Source organism: Scandinavium tedordense, from assembly GCF_024764965.1.
In the GTDB taxonomy this organism is placed as follows: Bacteria; Pseudomonadota; Gammaproteobacteria; order Enterobacterales; family Enterobacteriaceae; genus Scandinavium; species Scandinavium tedordense.
This window is the reverse complement of record NZ_JALIGG010000058.1, coordinates 238,705-259,357: the sequence shown is the minus strand read 5'-3', so window position 1 is coordinate 259,357 and position 20,653 is coordinate 238,705. Positions and strand designations below refer to the sequence as shown.

The following is a 20,653-nucleotide window of genomic DNA, read 5'->3' as shown; positions in this document are numbered from 1 at the left end:
CGAAGGGCCTTTTTTCTTACGATCCGCTGCCGCTGTTACGGCTGCTGGAGCGACGAGCACTGCCGCCGCCTTTAGGTTTAGCAGGTTTACCCGCCACCTGGGTGTGGCGTTTCACCGCTCGGCGGATCTGATTCGCCTTCACGCGGCGACGATCTTTCTCGACCGCCACTTTGGATTCGGTTTCCGGCTTCAGCTCTACCAGCTCACGCAGGTAGTTGGTCTGGGCAAGATCCAGCTCGGTGTAACCACCGCGCGGCAGGCCTTTTGGCAATGGAATATCACCGTAACGCACGCGAATCAGACGGCTAACCTGCACGCCTACTGCTTCCCACAGGCGACGCACTTCGCGGTTACGCCCTTCGGTCAGGGTCACGTTGTACCACTGGTTGATCCCTTCGCCACCGGTAAATTTGATGGTTTTGAATGCTGCGGGGCCGTCTTCAAGCTGCACGCCACGTGACAGTTGACGAATTTTATTCTCGTCAACTTCACCGAACACGCGCACCGCGTATTCACGCTCAACTTCACGGCTCGGGTGCATAAGGCGGTTCGCCAGTTCACCGTCGGTGGTGAACAGCATCAGGCCGCAGGTGTTCACGTCCAGACGCCCTACGGCAATCCAGCGCGCGCCGCGCAGTTTTGGTAGACGGTCAAATACCGTCGGACGCCCTTCCGGGTCGCTACGGGTGCACAGTTCACCTTCCGGCTTGTAGTACGCCAGCACGCGGCAAATCTGTTCCACGGATTCTTTAACGGAAATCAGGTGTCCGTCGATACGAATTTTAAGACTGGGAATAACTTCAACGCGATCGCCCAGCGTGGCAACTTTGCCATCAACGCTGACACGACCGGCCTGAATCATGGTTTCGATTTCACGGCGGGAGCCGTGGCCAGCGCGGGCCAGCACTTTCTGTAATTTCTCGCTCATCGAGCATCCTTTAGGTGTCGCCTTCCCAGGCGTCTGGTATATATGCAAAATCAACACGTTAGATAACACTGAACGCATCAACAGAACTCATTTTTCGCCCCGGGTGAATCATTCTCAACCCGCATGGCGCTGCGTGACCGCACATCTTACATGAATTTTAGGCTAAATGATTCATCTCGTTATACCCGACGCCAGGCTTAGGTCGCTGAACTTTACCTGGTACACATTCATGTCAATAATGAAGACCTCTCGTTTCCCGGAGAAGGTCAATGAAAGACACTCATGAGCAGCCTCACCATGACAGCTGGCTGATGCTTAAGCACGATGCAGATACCGGTATTGAGAGCGTCAGTGCGCACTTTAAGGGTCATGCCTACGATCCGCATGACCACGATGAAATTCTGCTCGGCGTGACGCAGCAAGGGTTGCAGCGCTTTCATTGTCATCGGGCGCTGCACACCAGCACACCGGGACGGGCTATCTTGATTGAACCGGGTGCTGTGCATGACGGGCACGCGCCGGATGCCGGGGGGTTTACATACGCGATGCTCTACATTCCGCAGCGTTGGTTTACCGGGATGATGAACGCCCGTGGGCTGGGCGATATTTCCGCCCTGGGTTCGGCCTTTCGCAACACGCTGACCGACGATATCGCGCTGACGCAGGCTATCCAGCAGAGTTTCTTTGCCCTGCACCACCGGGAAGGCCGGCTGGCGCGCGATCAAAGCCTGGACCAGTTGCTGGAAATACTTTCAACGCATATCCGCCAACGGCCGGCGTCGGCGCTGAATGATGCCCAGCGCCAGATGTATCAGGTGCGGGATTATCTTCATGACCGAATGGGCAGTGATATTGGGCTTGATGAGCTGGCCGTCTGGGCTGGGATCGACCGCTTCCGGCTGAGCCGTCAGTTTAAAAACACCTTCGGCTTAAGCCCCCATGCATGGCTGATTCGCCTGCGTTTACGTACAGCGAGAATGCTACTGGCCAAAGGCGAAGATTTGGCGCATGTCGCGTCGCTTGTTGGGTTTGCCGACCAAAGCCATATGGGACGCTGGTTCCAGCGCGCTTACCGCCTTTCGCCTGCCGCTTACCAGCGCCAGTGCACAAACGTTCTATCTTGATCCCCTCCAAACTCACATTCTGTCTATTCACAACAAGAACGAATGGAGAAAACCTGTGATTTTTGACACCAAAAATGCGCTGATCGTCCGCAATGATTTAGCCGTCTGGCAGCGCCTGAACGTCGTGGCATTTCTGGCCACGGGCATTACCGCTTCAGCCCCTGAAATCCTGGGCCAGCCTTACATCGACGGGCTTGGCCGCCAGTATGGTCAACTCGCGGGTGAACCGATGCTGATTTTTGAAGCCGATCTGGAAGACCTGCAAAAGGCTCATCTCAAGGGCATCGAACGCGAATTGACCCTGACGCCTTACGTTGAAGCGATGTTTTCAACAGGTCATGATGAAGCAAACCGGGAAGTGTTTCTTGCTGAGGATGCCGAGCGATTGAATCTGGTGGGCCTGGCGATTCGCGGGCCAAAAAAGGCTGTGGACAAAGTCATTAAAGGGCTGAAACTGCATCCATAAATTGATACCGACAGCGCAACCAGCCGCTGTCGGTGCTTATAAAATCGTTATTTACCTGCGGTCCACGGATAACGGGCAATCAATGCCGCTTTTATGGCTTACATGAATGGTTTCACGTCGCCCACGCCTTCACGCAGAACCACCGGTGAATCGTCCGTGAGGTCGATAACTGTGGTCGGCTGCTGACCGAGATAACCGCCGTGAATAATTAGATCGACCTGCTTTTCCAGATGATCTTTTATTTCTTCCGGGTCGGATTCGGTAAAATCGTTCCCCGGCAGCATCAGTGACGTTGAGAGCATTGGTTCACCTAGCGCTTCCAACAGCATCTGCGCAATCGGGTTCGACGGTACACGCATCCCGATGGTCTTGCGCTTTTCCTGCAACAGGCGGCGCGGCACCTCTTTCGTCCCTTTAAGGATGAAAGTGTAGTTGCCCGGCGTATTGTTCTTAATCAGGCGAAACGCCACGTTATCAACATAGGCGTACGTTGATATTTCAGACAGGTCGCGGCACACCAGGGTGAAGTTGTGACCGTCTGGCAGATGACGAATCCGGCAGATTCGCTCCATCGCGCCCTTATCTTCAATTTTGCAGCCCAGCGCATAACCGGAATCAGTGGGATAAACGATAACACCGCCCTTGCGCAGAATTTCAACGGCCTGATTAATCAGACGTTGCTGTGGGTTGTCCGGATGGACATAAAAAAACTGACTCATACTTCCCTCTCGTTGATCTTTTGGGGCTGTTTTTCCCAACTTTGCCACACGCCTTCTACCCCGGCGGGGAGCCACAGCTTGCGTCCGAGCTCTATCCACGGACAGGGCTGATGAAAATCAGAGCCCTGAGACGCCAGTAAACCGTACTGACGCGCATAGGTGGCAAGCTGCGCGCGTTCATGGGGAGCCTGCTGACACTGGGCGACTTCCATGGCATCGCCACCACATTCACTGAAATGAGCCAGCAGTCTTTTTAGCCACTTAGCAGAAAGATTATAACGCCCCGGATGGGCGATTACCGCCTTGCCGCCAGAATGATGAATGACATCAATAGCTTGATCTATTGTACACCACTGCGGCGGAACGTATCCGGTTTTACCGCGGGCCAGATACTTTTTAAACACGTCGTTAAAGTTGCTCGCCCTGCCTGATTCCACCAGAAAACGGGCGAAGTGGCCACGCGTCACCGCCCCGCCGTCCGCAAGGGCCAGCGCCCCTTCCCAGGCCCCTGGGATCTGCGCTTTTTCCAGACGTTCAGCGATAAGTTTGGCGCGTTGCTGGCGACGTTCCGTTTGTTCCGCCAGAAACGCAGTCATCGCCGGGTTTTCAATATCGATGTTCAGGCCGACGATGTGGATATCATGATTTTCCCAGACGGTGGAAATTTCCACCCCGTTAATCAGTTCAAGCGGTAATCCGGCGCGGGCGATTTCGGCCCGCGCGGCAGGGATGGCCGCCACGGTGTCGTGATCGGTAATCGCCAACGTACCCACGCGCATTTCCAGCGCACGATGCACCAGTTCCTCCGGCGTCAAACGGCCATCAGAGGCGGTGGTGTGGCTGTGCAGGTCGTAAATCACGGCGTAGGGATGGTCGCTCAAAATCACTCCGGTGTTCAGTTATCACTATCAGGTTTGGGTTTGACGGTGCCCATCATAGCCTTACTGAATGAATTTCTGAAATCAGGGGTTGACTTTGCCCCTTCGGACTAGTTAACTAGTACGCAAGTTCACACGACGAGGTATCTGCGATGACATATTTCTCTTTCACTCTGCATGGCTGGTGGCGTACAACCTGATATCGGGCTGTAGCTACGCGTCTGCATAAGACACACAGATACCAAGCCCGCCAATGAGCGGGCTTTTTTTTGAATAAAAACATATCCGAGATGGTGAGAACGATAATGCAAACACAAAAACCCGCGCTCGAACTTCTGACCAGTGACGCTATTTACCGGGAAAATCCGACCGCGCTGTTCCATCAGCTGTGCGGCGCCCGTCCGGCGACCCTGCTGCTGGAATCGGCGGATATCGACAGTAAAGACGATTTAAAAAGCCTGCTGTTAGTCGACAGCGCGCTGCGCATCACTGCTTTAGGTGACACCGTCACTATTCAGGCTCTTTCTGACAATGGCGCGGCGCTGCTGGAATTACTCGACGCCGCCCTGCCTTCCGGCATCAACAATCAGCGTCAGCCGAATGGCCGTATCCTGCACTTCCCGGCAGTGAGCAACCTGCTCGATGAAGATGCACGCCTGTGTTCGCTGTCGGTGTTCGATGCCTTCCGCCTGCTGCAAACGCTGGTTACCGTCCCGGTTGACGAGCGCGAAGCGATGTTCTTCGGCGGCTTGTTTGCCTACGACCTGGTCGCCGGTTTTGAAGATTTGCCGCAGCTCAATAGCGACACCTCCTGCCCTGATTACTGCTTCTACTTAGCAGAAACGTTGCTGGTTATCGACCATCAGACCAAAACCACCCGCATTCAGGCTAGTCTGTTTACTCCCCTGGAAACCGAGAAACAGCGACTTATCCAGCGAGTGGCACAGCTTCGCCAGCAGCTTAACGAGCCACCTCTGCCTCTGCCGGTGACCACAATTGAGCAGATGAAAACCGAAGTAAACCAGAGCGATGATGAGTATGGCGCTGTAGTGCGTAAAATGCAGCGCGCCATTCGTGCCGGGGAAATTTTCCAGGTCGTGCCGTCCCGCCGCTTCTCTCTACCGTGCCCGTCGCCGCTGGCCGCGTATGACGTGCTGAAGAAAAGTAACCCAAGCCCATATATGTTCTTTATGCAGGACAACGATTTCAGCCTGTTCGGCGCTTCGCCGGAAAGCTCACTGAAATACGATGCCAGCAACCGTCAGATTGAAATTTACCCGATTGCCGGGACCCGCCCGCGCGGTCGCCGCGCCGACGGTTCACTCGATCGTGACCTCGATAGCCGCATTGAACTTGAAATGCGTACTGACCACAAAGAGCTTTCCGAGCATCTGATGCTGGTAGATCTAGCGCGTAACGACTTGGCTCGCATCTGTACGCCGGGCAGCCGCTACGTGGCGGACCTCACCAAAGTGGACCGCTACTCCTTCGTCATGCACCTGGTATCCCGCGTGGTCGGCGAACTACGTCAGGATCTGGATGTGCTGCACGCCTACCGCGCCTGCATGAACATGGGCACGCTGAGCGGCGCACCGAAAGTCCGCGCCATGCAGCTTATCGCGGCGGCTGAAGGCGAACGTCGCGGCAGCTACGGCGGCGCAGTGGGTTACTTTACCGCCCACGGAGACCTCGATACCTGCATTGTTATCCGCTCCGCTTTTGTTGAAAACGGCATTGCCACCGTCCAGGCTGGCGCTGGCGTGGTGCTTGATTCCGTGCCGCAGTCCGAAGCCGATGAAACCCGTAATAAAGCTCGCGCGGTACTGCGCGCCATTGCCCAGGCCCACCACGCGAAGGAGATTTTCTAATGGCTGACATTCTGCTACTCGACAATATCGACTCCTTTACTTACAACCTGGCAGACCAGCTGCGTGCGAGCGGGCATAACGTGGTGATTTACCGTAACCACGTCCCGGCTCAGACCCTGATTGAACGTCTGGCGACCATGGATAATCCCGTTCTGATGCTATCGCCAGGCCCGGGCGCGCCGTCGGAAGCAGGCTGTATGCCTGAACTACTGACCCGTATGCGCGGCAAGCTGCCAATTATCGGCATCTGTCTGGGACATCAGGCGATTGTCGAAGCCTATGGCGGTTATGTCGGTCAAGCGGGGGAAATCCTGCATGGTAAAGCCTCCAGCATTGAGCACGACGGTCAGGGGATGTTTGCGGGGCTTGCAAATCCGCTGCCGGTGGCGCGTTACCACTCGCTTGTCGGAAGCAATATTCCCGCCGGGCTGACCATCAACGCCAGCTATAACGGCATGGTGATGGCGGTGCGTCATGACGCCGACCGCGTCGTCGGTTTCCAGTTCCATCCCGAATCGATTCTGACCAGCCACGGCGCACGCCTGCTGGAGCAGACTCTGGAATGGGCGTTACAGAAACTCGAACCGGCTAACACTCTGCAACCGATTCTGGAAAAACTGTATCAGGCGCAAACCCTGACCCAGCCGGAAAGCCACCAGCTGTTTTCTGCCGTCGTACGCGGAGAAGTGAAACCAGAACAGCTGGCCGCCGCGCTGGTGAGCATGAAAGTTCGCGGTGAACAACCGCAGGAAATCGCCGGGGCCGCTACCGCCCTGTTGGAAAACGCCGCGCCATTCCCGCGTCCGGATTATCCGTTTGCCGATATCGTCGGCACCGGCGGTGACGGCAGCAACAGCATCAATATTTCCACCGCCAGCGCCTTTGTGGCGGCAGCGTGTGGCCTGAAAGTAGCGAAGCACGGCAACCGCAGCGTATCGAGCAAATCTGGTTCGTCCGATTTACTGGCCGCCTTTGGTATTAATCTGGAAATGAATGCCGAGAAATCGCGAGAAGCCCTGGATGAGCTGGGTGTGTGTTTCCTGTTCGCACCGAAATACCACACCGGTTTCCGCCACGCTATGCCGGTTCGTCAGCAGTTAAAAACCCGCACCCTGTTTAACGTGCTCGGCCCCTTGATTAACCCGGCGCACCCGCCGATTGCGCTGATTGGCGTATATAGCCCGGAGCTGGTGCTACCGATTGCCGAAACCCTGCGCGTGCTCGGATATCAGCGTGCGGCGGTGGTTCACAGCGGCGGCATGGATGAAGTTTCATTGCATGCGCCGACCGTGGTTGCCGAGCTTAAAGACGGAGAGATTCAGAGCTATCAGCTGACCGCCGATGACTTTGGCCTGACACCTTATCACCAAGAACAGCTGGCTGGCGGCACGCCGGAAGAAAACCGTGACATTCTTTCACGCTTGCTACAAGGTAAAGGTGAAGCCGCCCACGAGGCTGCTGTCTCCGCCAACGTCGCCATGCTGATGCGCCTTCACGGCCATGAAGATTTGAAAGCCAACGTGCAACAGGTGCTGGACGTCCTGCACAGTGGTGCAGCCTACGATCGCGTGACCGCATTAGCGGCCAGAGGATAAGAAATGCAGACCGTTTTAGCTAAAATCGTTGCTGATAAACGCATCTGGGTCGACGCCCGTAAAGTGCAGCAACCGTTAGCCAGTTTTCAGAATGAGATCCAGCCGAGCACGCGTCATTTCTATGACGCATTGCAAGGCGCACGCACCGCCTTCATTCTGGAGTGCAAAAAAGCGTCCCCGTCTAAAGGGGTGATCCGCGAAGACTTCGACCCGGCACGTATCGCGGGGATCTACAAACACTATGCGTCGGCGATTTCCGTCCTGACGGATGAAAAGTATTTCCAGGGCAGCTTCGATTTCCTGCCAATTGTCAGCGGCATCGCCCCGCAGCCAATCCTGTGCAAAGACTTCATTGTTGACCCGTACCAGATTTACCTCGCTCGTCATTATCAGGCCGACGCCTGTCTGCTGATGCTGTCCGTGCTCGACGATGACGAGTACCGCCAGCTTTCTGCGGTGGCGCACAGCCTGAGCATGGGTGTATTGACCGAAGTGAGTAACGAAGAAGAACTGGAGCGTGCCATCGCGCTTAACGCCAAAGTCGTCGGCATCAATAACCGGGACCTGCGTGACCTCTCCATCGATCTCAACCGCACCCGCCAGTTGGCGCCACGTTTAGGCGCAGGCGTGACGGTGATCAGTGAATCCGGCATCAATACCTACGGTCAGGTGCGCGAACTGAGCCACTTTGCCAACGGTTTCCTTATTGGCTCGGCGATGATGTCACACGATGATTTGAATGCCGCCGTGCGCCGTGTGTTACTGGGTGAAAACAAAGTTTGCGGGTTAACTCGCGCCCAGGATGCACAGGCCGCGTATGAAGCCGGTGCTGTATTCGGCGGACTGATTTTTGTGCCTTCATCGCCACGTTTTGTGGATGAAACCCAGGCGCGTGACGTCATTAACAGCGCACCGCTGAGCTACGTTGGCGTGTTCCGTGATACAGCCATTCGCGAAGTGGCAGCGAAAGTCGAAAGCCTGTCACTGGCCGCAGTTCAGCTGCATGGCAACGAAGACCAGACCTATATCGACGAACTTCGCGCGGCTCTGCCTGCACACGTGCAAATCTGGAAAGCGCTAAGCGTCAACAATTCCCTCCCTGCCCGTAACCTGAATCACGTCGACAAATACGTGCTGGATAACGGCCAGGGCGGCAGCGGGCAACGTTTCGACTGGTCACTGCTCAACGGCCAGGACTTAAGTAACGTCCTGCTGGCTGGCGGCCTCAGCCCCGATAACTGTGTAGATGCGGCGAAAAGCGGCTGCGCGGGGCTCGATTTCAATTCTGGCGTAGAGTCTGAACCGGGCATTAAAGATGCCAGCAAACTGGCCTCGGTCTTTCAGACGCTGCGCGCATATTAAGGAAATGGACATGAATACATTACTGAACCCGTACTTTGGTGAATTTGGCGGCATGTACGTGCCGCAGATCCTGATGCCCGCCCTGCGCCAGCTGGAAGAGGCGTTTGTGAGCGCGCAGAAGGACCCGGAATTTCAGGCCCAGTTCACCGATTTGCTGAAGAACTACGCAGGTCGCCCGACGGCGCTGACGAAGTGTCAGAACCTGACTGAAGGCACCAAAACCACGCTGTACCTCAAGCGTGAAGATTTGCTGCACGGCGGCGCGCACAAAACCAACCAAGTGTTGGGCCAGGCGCTGTTAGCAAAACGCATGGGTAAAACCGAAATCATCGCAGAAACCGGTGCCGGTCAACACGGCGTAGCATCTGCTCTGGCATGTGCCCTGCTCGGCCTGACATGCCGCATCTATATGGGTGCCAAAGACATTGAACGCCAGTCGCCAAACGTATTCCGTATGCGTCTGATGGGCGCAGAAGTGATCCCGGTACACAGCGGTTCAGCCACGCTGAAAGATGCCTGTAACGAGGCGCTGCGAGACTGGTCTGGCAGCTATGAAACCGCGCATTACATGCTCGGCACCGCCGCTGGTCCGCACCCGTTCCCGACCATAGTGCGTGAATTCCAGCGCATGATCGGCGAAGAAACCAAAGTGCAGATTAAAGAACGTGAAGGCCGTCTGCCGGACGCCGTCATCGCCTGTGTCGGCGGCGGCTCTAATGCCATCGGTATGTTTGCTGATTTCATTGACGACACCGCCGTCGGCCTGATTGGCGTTGAGCCAGGCGGGCACGGAATTGAAACCGGTGAGCATGGCGCACCGCTGAAACACGGTCGCGTCGGCATCTACTTCGGTATGAAATCGCCGATGATGCAGACCGATGAAGGCCAGATTGAAGAGTCTTACTCCATTTCTGCCGGACTGGATTTCCCATCCGTTGGGCCACAGCACGCGTTCCTGAATAGCATCGGTCGCGCGGAATATGTGTCGATTACCGATAACGAAGCGCTGGATGCATTCAAGGCGCTGAGCCGTCACGAAGGTATCATCCCGGCGCTGGAATCTTCTCACGCCCTGGCCCACGCGCTGAAAATGATGCGCGAGAACCCAGAAAAAGAGCAGCTGCTGGTGGTTAACCTCTCCGGTCGCGGCGATAAAGACATTTTCACCGTACATGACATTCTGAAAGCGCGAGGGGAAATCTGATGGAACGCTATGACAACCTGTTTGCTGAGCTGAAAAACCGCAAGGAAGGCGCGTTTGTTCCCTTTGTTACGCTGGGCGATCCGAACCCGGAACAGTCGCTGAAAATTATCGACACCCTGATTGAAGCCGGTGCCGATGCTCTGGAGTTGGGTATTCCGTTCTCCGACCCGTTGGCCGATGGCCCGACCATTCAGAACGCTACCCTGCGCGCATTTGCCTCCGGCGTGACGCCGACCCAGTGCTTTGAAATGCTGGCGGCGATTCGCCAGAAGCACCCGACCATTCCAATTGGCCTGCTGATGTACGCCAACCTGGTCTTTAACCGTGGCATTGACGCATTTTACGCGGAATGCGCACGTGTGGGCGTGGATTCCGTGCTGGTAGCGGATGTGCCAGTGGAAGAGTCGACAGAGTTTCGTCAGGCAGCGATGCGCCATAACGTGGCGCCAATCTTCATCTGCCCGCCAAATGCCGATGATGACCTGCTGCGCCAGATTGCTTCACACGGTCGCGGATATACCTATCTGCTGTCCCGTGCGGGCGTGACCGGGGCGGAAAACCGCGCCGCACTACCGCTGCATCACCTGATTGAAAAGCTGACTGAATACCACGCCGCACCTCCGCTGCAGGGCTTCGGTATTTCATCCCCTGATCAGGTCACGGCATCCGTCGGTGCGGGTGCTGCTGGCGCAATTTCCGGTTCGGCGATTGTGAAAATTATCGAGAAGAATCTCGAGAATCCAGCAACAATGCTGGCGGAATTGAAAACCTTCGTGCAAAACATGAAGGCGGCTACCCGCAGCGCATAATCTTCTCGCCGTCCGGTTTATTCGCTGGACGGCGCTTCCTTTTTCACCACGTCCGCATATTTTCGCACCAGGCGAAACAACTCCCCAATCTCCTCTTCCGGCCAGTCGGCAAAAATTCGGTTCATCAGCGTCTGTCTGGCGTCATCAATACTGTCTATTAGAGCCTTACCCTGTTCGGTCAGTGTCACTTCACTGATGCGTTTATCACGCGCAGCGGGCTGTTTCTGCGCCAGACCCAGCGCCTCTAAGCGCTTCACCTGCCGGCTGACGGTGGTGTAATCGCGTCCCAGATGGTCTGCAAGCTCCACCACCCCTGCCACAACACAGCGCCCGATAGTCACCAGGAGCGGAAACAACGCCTGATCGAGTTTCACATTTGCGGCAGCCAGCAGCGCTTCGTCCCGCTGTGGTTGATTCATGATGCTGATGATATCCAGCAACGCTCCGTGAAAATCGGTTACATCAATTTTTTTATGTGCATATTGCATATATTATCTTCTCCGCGTACAGTGCTCTTATCTGATATGTGCATTTTACACATATCTTGTTTCAGGAGAAAGAATATGAAAGCAGCAGTGGTTTATGACCCCGCTACAGGCCCGGTATACAGCGACTTCGCGATGCCGGTTGCCGGAGAAAAGCAGCAACTGATTAGCATCACCGCCTCGGCGATCAGTCACGTGGTGAAAAATCGCGCCTCGGGTAAACATTACAGCTTTGACGGCACTCTGCCATTTATCGCGGGGATCGATGGCACAGGCACAACCCCAGACGGACAACGTGTTTATTTCGTCTTCCCACCGACGCCATGGGGAAGTATGGCGCAGTACGCACCGGTCAATATCGCCCAATGCCTGCCGCTGCCGGAGGGTCTGGACGACGCTACCGCGGCCGCGATGGCCAATCCGGGAATGTCGGCCTGGGCGGCGCTGGTCAATCGGGCAGAATTCAAAGCCGGTGAAACCGTGTTGATTAACGGTGCGACGGGAAGTGCCGGACAGCTTGCGGTGCAAATCGCACGCTATCTGGGTGCGAAGAAAATTATCGCCACCGGGCGCAATGCAGAGGTGCTCGCCAGTCTCGGGGCCGACGCCACCGTATTGTTGACCGAAGAAGATGATGTGCAGAATGCGGCATTCGCCGCACACGCGTCGGAGCAAATTGATGTGGTGGTCGACTATTTGTGGGGAAATAGCGCAGAACGCCTGCTTTATGCGCTAGCAAAACATACGCCCGGTCGTGCTCCGGTGCGCTATGTGCAGGTCGGATCACTTGCAGGTCAGGAGATTACCTTGCCCGGCGCGGTGCTGCGCTCATCACCGATTCAACTGTTGGGCAGCGGGATTGGCAGCCTTTCCCTTCCCCAGCTAGTGCAGGCCACAGGAGAAATGCTGCAGGCCGCTGTCGCCGGGAAATTTACCATTGCCCATCAGACGGTGCCGTTAGCTGATGTTGCTCAGGTCTGGCCGCAGGATAACAGCCAGAACCGGACCGTCTTTCTCATCAAATAACATCCCCAAAAAAGAAGGGGTTGAAGTTATTAATGAGAAGTATTATCTTTCTCAATACCGAGTAGTTGAGTAAATCACTCAGGTATTCGGTACGACATTGCTCACATTGCTTCCAGTATGACTTGCCCGCCTTGCGCGGGCTTTTTTTTACTTTTTGTTCAGGTCGTCATCCGGCCAGTATTTGTAGCCGTTAAGCATCGCTTGCGCCGCCAGTCCTTTCTCGGTGATTTCATAAACGCTGACTTTAGATGGCAAAGACTGTGCGTCGGTCGCTACGCCGCTCGCTGATGCGCCGGTACCTGCCCCTTTGTCGTCATACTTTGCTGCCGCATTTGCATCTGCGCCAACAACGTAGCCATCGGTGATAAATTTATTCAGGGATTTACTGTCGTGGAAGACGATCACGGTGCTCATCTGTTTGATACCCACGCCAACGCCCGCACCGCCCTGAGCCACTTTCATATAGGTATCTTTGCCGGAATGCAGATCTTTCACGACGCCGTAACCGCCGCCGAAACCAACCACGAAAATCTTGCTGCTGTTACTGGAGAAGACCGCGTAGCCATTGGAGTGCTGAATATCACTGCGCGCTTCAGGATGCAGGTTATACAGTTGGGTTAAGGTGTCGGTGCGCATTTTTTGAATGCTGGCACGTTGTTCGCGGGCGGTGTCACCGCTGGCACTGCAACCGGCAATAACGAGTGCCGAAATAAGAAAGAGGGATTTAAATTTCATCGTTAACATCTGCGTCTAATAATTGAGCGCGTTATTGTAGGCAGAATGCGAGCGAAGCGGCAGGTGTAACTGTAAGGAATTTATTTATAAATTTCAGATATGTAGCGAGATTGTTACCGCAAAGAGTGACTGCCAGGCAGCCACTCTAATGACACTCAGAAGCGATAACCTGCCGAGAACATAAATACCCACGGATCAAGGCGGGTATGGATGGTTTGATTCTCACCCCCGGCCTTAAATTTCACATCGGTATCCACGTCCATATACCAGACCGAGGCGTTAATCAGCCAGTCGCGGTTAATCAGATAATCAACCCCCACCTGACCTGCAGCACCCCAGGAGTCAGTGGCGCTGAGATCGGACAGACCACTCTCTTTACCGGTATCGTTGAAATCAGCGTTAAAGAAGGTGGTGTAGTTGATACCTGCCCCGATGTACGGACGCACTTTGCTGCTGGCATCGAAGAAATACCACTGTGCCATCAACGTAGGCGGTAACAGATTCACCGTTGCAATGGTTCCGGTTGGGCCGGTGCCGACTTTACTGCGGAACGGCGAGGCGGCCAGCAGCTCGATACCGATGTTATCCGTCGCCATATAGGTGAAGGTTAAACCGAGCTGGGTATTGTTATCGACGGTGAAACTTCCGAGGCCCAGCACGTTATCCGAACCTTCCGTTGGGCGAATCGTCGCGGTACCTGCACGTATAAAGAACTCGCCCGCTTCATGCGCCCAGGCTCCGCCAGAGAGACTGCTTAAAACCAGCGCTGCCACTGCTAACTTTTTCATATCCATTCTTTCCCTATGGTTTTTATAAGCGCGCTGAATATACCCACAAATAAGTAAAAACGATCCAACTCAGATCACATTCATTCCTGAGATTTAACATTCATTGATCTGGATTAATTTTTTGCGGCGGATTACTTACAAACAAAACCACTTTGCATCAATTTTTGGCTTTTCTCTGTTACAAAAAAGCGGTCTGGAAGGTTCGTCTCGCTTTCCTGTCAGACCAAAGACGACGCAAATGATGAAATTATGTGCTAAATGCTTCCAGACCCCGTTTTTGCTTACTACTCCTTTACAAAGATATGCCTTTCCATACAGGTGTTGATGCTGCCACTTTGACGTCGGGTGAGTTACAATTGCCGGCTTATTACTACCAGCCAGACTCAAGGAGAGTGCATGTCTATCACGGCTAAGTCGGTTTACCGTGACACGGGTAATTTTTTTCGTAATCAGTTCGTTACGGTTCTGCTGATTGCGTTGTTGTGTGCGTTTATCACGGTGGTGCTTGGCCATGCGTTTTCACCAAGCGACGAACAGCTCGCACTGTTGAGCAGTGGCGATAACCTTGCGGGTAGCGTGGGGCTGTTTGAGCTGGTGCAAAACATGACGCCGGAACAACAGCAGATCCTGCTGCGCGCGTCAGCGGCATCGACGTTCTCTGGCCTGATTGGTAATGCCATTCTCGCGGGCGGCGTACTACTGCTTATCCAGATGATCTCTGCGGGTCAGCGCGTCAGCGCTCTGCGTGCCATCGGAGCCAGCGCTCCGGTGCTGCCGAAACTGCTGCTGCTCATCTTCCTCACCACGTTCCTGGTACAGATGGGCGTGATGCTGATTGTGGTTCCTGGCGTGCTGTTGGCAATCGTGTTCTGCTTTGCACCGATTATGCTGGTCCAGGACAAACTGGGGATTTTCACCTCGTTGCGCAGCAGTATGCGTCTGGCGTGGGCGAATATGCGTCTGGTGGCTCCGGCGGTCATCGGCTGGCTGCTGGCGAAAACGCTGCTGCTTATCTTCGCGCCAAACTTTGCCGTACTTACGCCAAACGTAGGTGCTGTGGTGGTGAACTGCATCAGCAACCTTATTTCCGCTTTATTGCTGATCTATTTATTCCGCCTGTATATGCTTATTCGTAACTGATCTCTCCCAGGCCCGGAGCTTCCGGGCCGATACTGAAATACGGAACCGATGTATGAAGCAGTTTCTGGATTTTTTACCGCTGGTGGTGTTTTTTGTTTTCTACAAACTTTATGACATTTACACCGCGACTACGGCGTTGATCATCGCTACCGCGGTGGTATTGATTTACTGCTGGATACGCTATCGCAAAGTTGAAAAAATGGCGCTGATTACCTTCTTGCTGGTCGCGGTATTCGGTGGCCTGACGCTGTTCTTCCATAACGATGAATTTATCAAATGGAAAGTCACGGTGATTTACGGCCTGTTCGCCGGTGCGCTGCTGTTCAGTCAGTGGATCATGAAAAAGCCTCTGATCCAGCGCATGCTGGGTAAAGAGCTGACCCTGCCGCAGTTCGTCTGGTCTCGTTTGAATATTGCCTGGGCGCTATTCTTTATCGTGTGCGGTCTGGCAAACATTTATATCGCCTTCTGGTTGCCGCAAAATATCTGGGTAAACTTTAAAGTCTTCGGCCTAACCGCCCTTACCCTGATTTTCACGCTGCTGAGTGGCGTGTATATCTACCGCCACATGCCGCAGGACGACAAGTAAATGACCTCAAGCAGTGAAGCGCCACTGGGCGATTTAGTTCTGCGTACGCTGGCGATGCCCGCGGACACCAACGCCAATGGCGATATTTTTGGCGGCTGGATTATGTCGCAAATGGACCTCGGCGGCGCGATTATGGCCAAAGAGATTGCCCAGGGTCGTGTGGTGACGGTGCGTGTGGATGGCATGACGTTCCTGCGCCCGGTCGCGGTCGGTGACGTAGTCTGCTGCTACGCACGCTGCACCAAACGCGGCACAACGTCGATTACGGTAAACATTGAAGTGTGGGTGAAGAAAGTTTCTTCCGAGCCTATCGGTCAGCGTTATAAAGCAACCGAAGCACTGTTTATCTATGTGGCGGTGGACAATGAAGGAAAGCCGCGGCCATTTCCGCAAGCATAAAAACATATACCGGTCTCAAAGACCGGTTTTTTTTATTACAGGAAACCCAACAGTTTAAAGAAGAAATATCCCGCCACAATCACAATCACCGGCAGAACATACAGTTCGAAAATCTGTAAAAAGAGTGTGTGGTGTGGAACCACAATTTTGGCCTCAAGTTGTTCTTTGCTTAACCCTTCCGGCCCCTTCGCTTTCTCGAGAATCAGCTGATCCTGCACACCTTCACGCACAAACTTCGCCTGACGACTCATGCGCGCGCCAGAGGACTGCAGAGCCAGGCCGACAAACACCAAGGCGAAGATAATCCAGAACCCGATATTCAGGCTGTGGTGAAAATCTGGCTGCGGCGAGTTGTACCAGAAAAAATTCAGGAAAGGCGTATTAAACCGGATCATCTCAATCATTACATGAGCAAAGTCGAGCAGAACGGCGTCGATGCCTGGCTGTTTCTCACTGTGCTCAAACATGAATTTGAACACGGATATTAACGTGGAAATCACGGCCGGGATAAAAATGACCCAGCCCAGAATACGTTTCAGTACGGCGATGCGTCCAGCTTGTTGATACGTCATGGGTTCCCCTTGTTCAGACGCGCTTTCTGTTTCGCTGTAAGTCTACCTTTAGTTGTGCCTTTTCGCCTGCGCTTTAAAAGCGATATGGTGTACGATTAGGTCGAATCTCAGGCCTTTTTACCTCTACAGGAGTTGCCTTATGACAGCCCAGCGTCAAATTCTTGCCGCTATCTTTGATATGGATGGTTTACTGATTGATTCCGAACCGCTGTGGGATCGTGCCGAACTGGATGTTATTGCCGGTTTGGGTGTCGATATTTCGCGCCGTAACGAATTGCCCGACACGCTCGGTCTGCGTATCGACATGGTGGTAGAACTCTGGTTCGCCCAACAGCCATGGAACGGGCCGAGCCGTGAAGAAGTCACCGCGCGCATCATTAGCCGTGCGATTTCCCTGGTTGAAGAAAAACGTCCACTGCTGGCAGGGGCGCGCGAAGCTATTGCGCTGTGCAAAGCTCAGGGTCTGAAAGTTGGTCTGGCGTCTGCTTCCCCACTGCACATGCTGGAAAAAGTGCTGGCAATGTTTGACCTGCGTGAGCAGTTTGACGCCCTCGCCTCCGCCGAAAAGCTGCAATTCAGCAAACCGCATCCGCAGGTATATCTGGACTGCGCTGCGAGGCTCGGCGTCGATCCTCTGACCTGCGTGGCGCTGGAAGACTCCGTTAACGGAATGATCGCCAGTAAAGCCGCACGTATGCGCTCAATCGTGGTACCTGAACATGAAAACCAGGCTGACCCACGCTATGTCCTCGCAAACGTGAAACTCTCCTCGCTGGAGCAGCTGACTACCGAGCACCTGTTCGGTTGAGCCCTTCTACCCGGCAGCATCGTTGCCGGGCAATTGTCATAAAAACGTCGTCATCGTCAAATTAATTAAAACATCGTTTTATTTTAGTTTGAGTTTTCACCTCCTCGCCTCTATGCTTCTCGCATTACCTGCATCACAACGATAAAAACAGGCCAGAGGAGTGCTTATGATTCTCAATGCGTTCAATCTTTCCGGAAAAGTGGCGATCGTCACCGGCTGCGATACCGGTTTAGGCCAGGGCATGGCGTTAGGACTTGCCGAAGCCGGGTGTGACATCGTCGGCGTGAGTCGCAAAAATCCACAGCAAACGGCAGAGCGTGTTCAGGCTCTGGGCCGCCGATTCAGCTTCGTTCAGGCCGATCTCAGCCAGCAGGATAAAGTTGAAGAGATAGTCACCCGTGCGGTTTCCCAAATGGGCCGCATCGATATTCTGGTCAATAATGCAGGAACCATTCGGCGGGAAGATGCGCTGAACTTCAGCGAAAAGGACTGGGACGAGGTGATGAACCTGAACCTGAAATCGGTGTTTTTCCTCGCACAGGCCGCCGCCCGCCAGTTCATCCGTCAGGGCGAAGGCGGCAAAATCATTAATATCGCCTCAATGTTATCCTTCCAGGGTGGGATCCGCGTGCCTTCTTACACCGCGTCAAAAAGCGGCGTGTTGGGCATCACCCGCCTGCTCGCGAATGAATGGGCAACGCACCACATCAATGTGAACGCCATTGCCCCTGGTTACATGGCGACCAACAACACCCAAGCCCTGCGCGAAGATGAAGACCGCAATAAGGCTATCGTTGAGCGCATTCCGGCCGGACGCTGGGGAAGCCCGGAAGATCTGCAAGGACCGGTGGTATTCCTGGCCTCAGCGGCATCTGATTACGTCAACGGTTACACACTTGCGGTAGATGGCGGCTGGCTGGCCCGCTAAACGCAGGATTTTGACAAACAGTTACACCGTCACCTCTTCCGCCCCCTGTATAAAAACCCTATACTGTATGAATTGACAGTTTAACGGGTTTTATCATGACGGCGGAAGGCCACCTGCTTTTTTCAATAGCCTGCGCGGTGTTTGCCAAAAATGCCGAACTGACTCCAGTTCTGGCGCAGGGTGACTGGTGGCATATTGTTCCCGCTGCGGTATTAACCTGTCTGCTGCCGGACATCGATCACCCGAAGTCTTTCCTTGGGCAGCGTCTGAGCTGGATAGCTAAACCGGTGGCACGAATATTCGGCCACCGCGGCTTTACCCATAGTCTGCTGGCGGTATTCGGCAGCCTGACCCTGTTCTATCTAAAAGTGCCCGAGACCTGGTTTATTCCTGCTGATGTGCTGCAGGGCATGGTGCTCGGCTATCTGAGCCATATTCTGGCCGACATGCTGACGCCTGCGGGCGTGCCGTTACTGTGGCCGTGCCGTTGGCGTTTCCGCCTACCTATTCTCGCACCGCGTAAAGGGAATCAGCTGGAACGCGTGCTGTGCATGGCGTTGTTCGTGTACGCCGTGTGGATGCCGCAATCGATGCCGGACAATAGCGCCGTACGCTGGTCATCAAGCCTCATTAGCGAACTGCAATTTCGCTTCGACAGATTCATTAATCATCAGAGTGAGCATTAAATCGTCGATTAACGAGCTTTTGGAATAATCCATTCCATTTGAATATAAGCGTCAAATCACACTTCTGATAATCTTGCGCCATTAGAGCCTGTCTATTTTAGGCAAAATAATGAGATCAGGAGAACGGGGATGAATTTTCCATTAATTGCGAACATTGTGGTGTTCGTGGGATTGCTGTTTGCTCTGGGGCAAACACGAAATAAAAACTGGAGTCTGGCCAAGAAAGTCCTGGTCGGCCTCGCGGTGGGTGTGGTCTTTGGCCTGTCGTTGCAGCTCATTTATGGCGCAGACAGCGCGGTTCTGAAAGAATCCATTCAGTGGTTCAACGTCGTGGGCAACGGTTATGTTCAGCTGCTGCAAATGATCGTCATGCCGCTGGTCTTCGCTTCTATTCTTAGCGCCGTGGCGCGCCTGCACAATGCGTCTCAGCTAGGTAAAATCAGCTTCCTGACCATCGGCACCCTGCTGTTTACCACGCTGATTTCTGCGCTGGTCGGTGTGCTGGTGACCAACCTGTTTGGCCTGAGCGCTGAAGGTCTGATTCAGGGTACCGCTGAAACCGCGCGTCTGAACGCGATTCAGAGCACCTACGTTGGAAAAGTGGCTGACCTGAGCGTGCCGCAGTTGCTGCTCTCCTTCGTGCCGAAAAACCCGTTTGCTGACCTGACCGGTGCCAGCCCAACATCTATTATCAGCATCGTGATTTTCGCAGCCTTCCTCGGGGTGGCCGCGCTGAAATTGCTGAAAGACGACGAGCCAAAAGGCAAACGCGTACTGACTGCCATCGACACACTGCAAAGCTGGGTGATGAAGCTGGTGCGTCTGGTGATGCAGCTGACGCCTTATGGCGTGCTGGCGTTGATGACCAAAGTGGTGGCCAGTTCTAACCTGCAGGACATCATCAAGCTCGGCGGTTTTGTGGTGGCGTCTTACCTCGGTCTGGCGATTATGTTTGTGGTCCACGCTCTGCTACTGGGGGCTAACGGTGTGAATCCGCTCAAGTACTTCCGCAAAGTATGGCCGGTGCTGACCTTCGCATTCACCAGCCGTTCCAGCGCTGCGTCTATTCCTCTGAATATCGAAGCGCAGACCCGTCGTCTGGGCGTGCCTGAATCTATCGCCAGCTTCTCCGCTTCTTTCGGCGCCACGATTGGTCAGAACGGTTGTGCAGGCTTGTACCCGGCAATGCTGGCAGTAATGGTTGCGCCAACCGTGGGGATTAACCCGCTGGATCCGCTGTGGATTGCGACGTTGGTCGGCATCGTCACCGTCAGCTCAGCTGGTGTTGCTGGCGTCGGTGGCGGTGCAACGTTTGCTGCTCTGATTGTTCTGCCTGCGATGGGACTGCCGGTGACCTTGGTCGCGCTGCTGATTTCCATCGAACCGCTGATCGATATGGGCCGCACGGCGCTAAACGTGAACGGTTCCATGACCGCCGGGACGCTGACCAGCCAGTGGCTGCGTCAGACCGATAAAACGGTGATGGAAAGTGAGGACGAAGTGGAATTGGCACACCGTTAAGCCGTGCCGCTTCCCATAAAAAA

Annotated in this window: 22 protein-coding genes and 1 other annotated feature; of the genes, 15 read left to right on the top strand and 7 right to left on the bottom strand. The window is 54.5% G+C overall.

The window, feature by feature from the left end; translation table 11 throughout:
• Positions 1-16 precede the first annotated feature (16 nt).
• A complete protein-coding gene (gene rluB / locus MUU46_RS20585; RefSeq protein WP_258966523.1) occupies positions 17-928 on the bottom strand; it encodes a 23S rRNA pseudouridine(2605) synthase RluB in 912 nt (303 codons plus the stop codon).
• 269 nt (positions 929-1,197) lie between these two features.
• Between rluB and MUU46_RS20580 the strand changes: the two genes are divergently transcribed.
• Together MUU46_RS20580 and MUU46_RS20575 are read left to right on the top strand one after the other, a co-directional pair.
• Positions 1,198-2,052: an AraC family transcriptional regulator gene (locus tag MUU46_RS20580; RefSeq protein ID WP_258966522.1), complete on the top strand. Its 855-nt coding sequence runs from the start codon at positions 1,198-1,200 to the stop codon at positions 2,050-2,052.
• 58 nt (positions 2,053-2,110) lie between these two features.
• Positions 2,111-2,518, top strand: a complete 408-nt coding sequence (locus MUU46_RS20575; protein WP_159759288.1) for a DUF2000 family protein — start codon at positions 2,111-2,113, stop codon at positions 2,516-2,518.
• Positions 2,519-2,616: 98 nt separating this feature from the next.
• Here the strand turns inward: MUU46_RS20575 and MUU46_RS20570 are convergent, their stop codons facing one another.
• Both MUU46_RS20570 and rnm read right to left on the bottom strand, forming a co-directional pair.
• Positions 2,617-3,237 carry an L-threonylcarbamoyladenylate synthase gene (locus MUU46_RS20570; protein WP_258966521.1) on the bottom strand — a complete coding sequence of 207 codons (621 nt, stop codon included), beginning with the start codon at positions 3,235-3,237 and terminating at the stop codon, positions 2,617-2,619.
• Complete coding sequence (gene rnm, locus MUU46_RS20565) at positions 3,234-4,118, bottom strand: RNase RNM (protein WP_159758820.1); 885 nt, start codon at positions 4,116-4,118, stop codon at positions 3,234-3,236. Before rnm ends, MUU46_RS20570 begins: the two co-directional genes overlap by 4 nt.
• A 173-nt stretch (positions 4,119-4,291) precedes the next feature.
• Positions 4,292-4,386 (top strand) — a sequence feature (Trp leader region).
• Positions 4,387-4,420: 34 nt separating this feature from the next.
• Between rnm and MUU46_RS20560 the strand changes: the two genes are divergently transcribed.
• The 5 genes from MUU46_RS20560 to trpA are packed head-to-tail and all read left to right on the top strand — an operon-like array spanning position 4,421 to position 10,953.
• On the top strand, positions 4,421-5,983 hold the full coding sequence (locus MUU46_RS20560; RefSeq protein WP_159758818.1) for an anthranilate synthase component 1: 1,563 nt from the start codon (positions 4,421-4,423) through the stop codon (positions 5,981-5,983).
• Positions 5,983-7,578, top strand: coding sequence for a bifunctional anthranilate synthase glutamate amidotransferase component TrpG/anthranilate phosphoribosyltransferase TrpD (gene trpD / locus MUU46_RS20555; RefSeq protein WP_258966520.1), 1,596 nt, complete (start codon positions 5,983-5,985; stop codon positions 7,576-7,578). The genes MUU46_RS20560 and trpD overlap by 1 nt, the downstream gene beginning before the upstream one ends.
• A 3-nt stretch (positions 7,579-7,581) precedes the next feature.
• Positions 7,582-8,940 (top strand): bifunctional indole-3-glycerol-phosphate synthase TrpC/phosphoribosylanthranilate isomerase TrpF, encoded by a 1,359-nt coding sequence (gene trpCF / locus MUU46_RS20550; protein WP_258966519.1) that lies wholly within the window; start codon positions 7,582-7,584, stop codon positions 8,938-8,940.
• 10 nt (positions 8,941-8,950) lie between these two features.
• Positions 8,951-10,144 (top strand): tryptophan synthase subunit beta, encoded by a 1,194-nt coding sequence (gene trpB / locus MUU46_RS20545; RefSeq protein WP_258966518.1) that lies wholly within the window; start codon positions 8,951-8,953, stop codon positions 10,142-10,144.
• A complete protein-coding gene (gene trpA / locus MUU46_RS20540) occupies positions 10,144-10,953 on the top strand; it encodes a tryptophan synthase subunit alpha (protein ID WP_159758810.1) in 810 nt (269 codons plus the stop codon). Before trpB ends, trpA begins: the two co-directional genes overlap by 1 nt.
• Positions 10,954-10,970: 17 nt before the next feature.
• Here trpA and MUU46_RS20535 read toward each other — a convergent pair whose 3' ends face one another.
• On the bottom strand, positions 10,971-11,441 hold the full coding sequence (locus tag MUU46_RS20535; RefSeq protein ID WP_258966517.1) for a MarR family winged helix-turn-helix transcriptional regulator: 471 nt from the start codon (positions 11,439-11,441) through the stop codon (positions 10,971-10,973).
• A 75-nt stretch (positions 11,442-11,516) separates the two neighbouring features.
• On the opposite strand from MUU46_RS20535, the gene MUU46_RS20530 reads away from it, so the two are divergent.
• Positions 11,517-12,464: a quinone oxidoreductase family protein gene (locus MUU46_RS20530; protein WP_258966516.1), complete on the top strand. Its 948-nt coding sequence runs from the start codon at positions 11,517-11,519 to the stop codon at positions 12,462-12,464.
• A 147-nt stretch (positions 12,465-12,611) separates the two neighbouring features.
• On the opposite strand, the gene MUU46_RS20525 is transcribed toward MUU46_RS20530, so the two are convergent.
• The gene (locus MUU46_RS20525) at positions 12,612-13,199 is read right to left on the bottom strand and encodes a YSC84-related protein (RefSeq protein WP_159758804.1); all 588 of its coding nucleotides are present in this window, start codon (positions 13,197-13,199) and stop codon (positions 12,612-12,614) included.
• Between the two features lie 155 nt (positions 13,200-13,354).
• A complete protein-coding gene (gene ompW, locus MUU46_RS20520) occupies positions 13,355-13,987 on the bottom strand; it encodes an outer membrane protein OmpW (RefSeq protein WP_159758802.1) in 633 nt (210 codons plus the stop codon).
• A gap of 396 nt (positions 13,988-14,383) precedes the next feature.
• Between ompW and MUU46_RS20515 the strand changes: the two genes are divergently transcribed.
• Genes MUU46_RS20515 through yciA form a run of 3 tightly spaced genes read left to right on the top strand, consistent with a single transcriptional unit; the run spans position 14,384 to position 16,115 of the window.
• Positions 14,384-15,127 (top strand): YciC family protein, encoded by a 744-nt coding sequence (locus MUU46_RS20515; RefSeq protein ID WP_159758800.1) that lies wholly within the window; start codon positions 14,384-14,386, stop codon positions 15,125-15,127.
• Between the two features lie 52 nt (positions 15,128-15,179).
• The gene (locus MUU46_RS20510; RefSeq protein ID WP_159758798.1) at positions 15,180-15,716 is read left to right on the top strand and encodes a septation protein A; all 537 of its coding nucleotides are present in this window, start codon (positions 15,180-15,182) and stop codon (positions 15,714-15,716) included.
• Positions 15,717-16,115, top strand: coding sequence for an acyl-CoA thioester hydrolase YciA (gene yciA / locus MUU46_RS20505; protein ID WP_159758796.1), 399 nt, complete (start codon positions 15,717-15,719; stop codon positions 16,113-16,115). It abuts the gene before it with no gap.
• Positions 16,116-16,150: 35 nt separating this feature from the next.
• On the opposite strand, the gene MUU46_RS20500 is transcribed toward yciA, so the two are convergent.
• Positions 16,151-16,687, bottom strand: coding sequence for a YniB family protein (locus MUU46_RS20500; protein ID WP_159758794.1), 537 nt, complete (start codon positions 16,685-16,687; stop codon positions 16,151-16,153).
• Between the two features lie 139 nt (positions 16,688-16,826).
• Here MUU46_RS20500 and hxpB point away from each other — a divergent pair, with 139 nt between their 5' ends.
• The 4 genes from hxpB to MUU46_RS20480 all read left to right on the top strand — a co-directional run bounded on the left by hxpB (position 16,827) and on the right by MUU46_RS20480 (position 20,630).
• Complete coding sequence (gene hxpB, locus MUU46_RS20495; RefSeq protein ID WP_258966515.1) at positions 16,827-17,495, top strand: hexitol phosphatase HxpB; 669 nt, start codon at positions 16,827-16,829, stop codon at positions 17,493-17,495.
• A gap of 166 nt (positions 17,496-17,661) precedes the next feature.
• Positions 17,662-18,423, top strand: a complete 762-nt coding sequence (kduD, locus tag MUU46_RS20490) for a 2-dehydro-3-deoxy-D-gluconate 5-dehydrogenase KduD (RefSeq protein ID WP_159758790.1) — start codon at positions 17,662-17,664, stop codon at positions 18,421-18,423.
• Between the two features lie 95 nt (positions 18,424-18,518).
• Positions 18,519-19,109: a metal-dependent hydrolase gene (locus MUU46_RS20485; RefSeq protein WP_159758788.1), complete on the top strand. Its 591-nt coding sequence runs from the start codon at positions 18,519-18,521 to the stop codon at positions 19,107-19,109.
• Between the two features lie 129 nt (positions 19,110-19,238).
• A complete protein-coding gene (locus MUU46_RS20480; protein ID WP_159758786.1) occupies positions 19,239-20,630 on the top strand; it encodes an L-cystine transporter in 1,392 nt (463 codons plus the stop codon).
• Positions 20,631-20,653 lie beyond the last annotated feature (23 nt).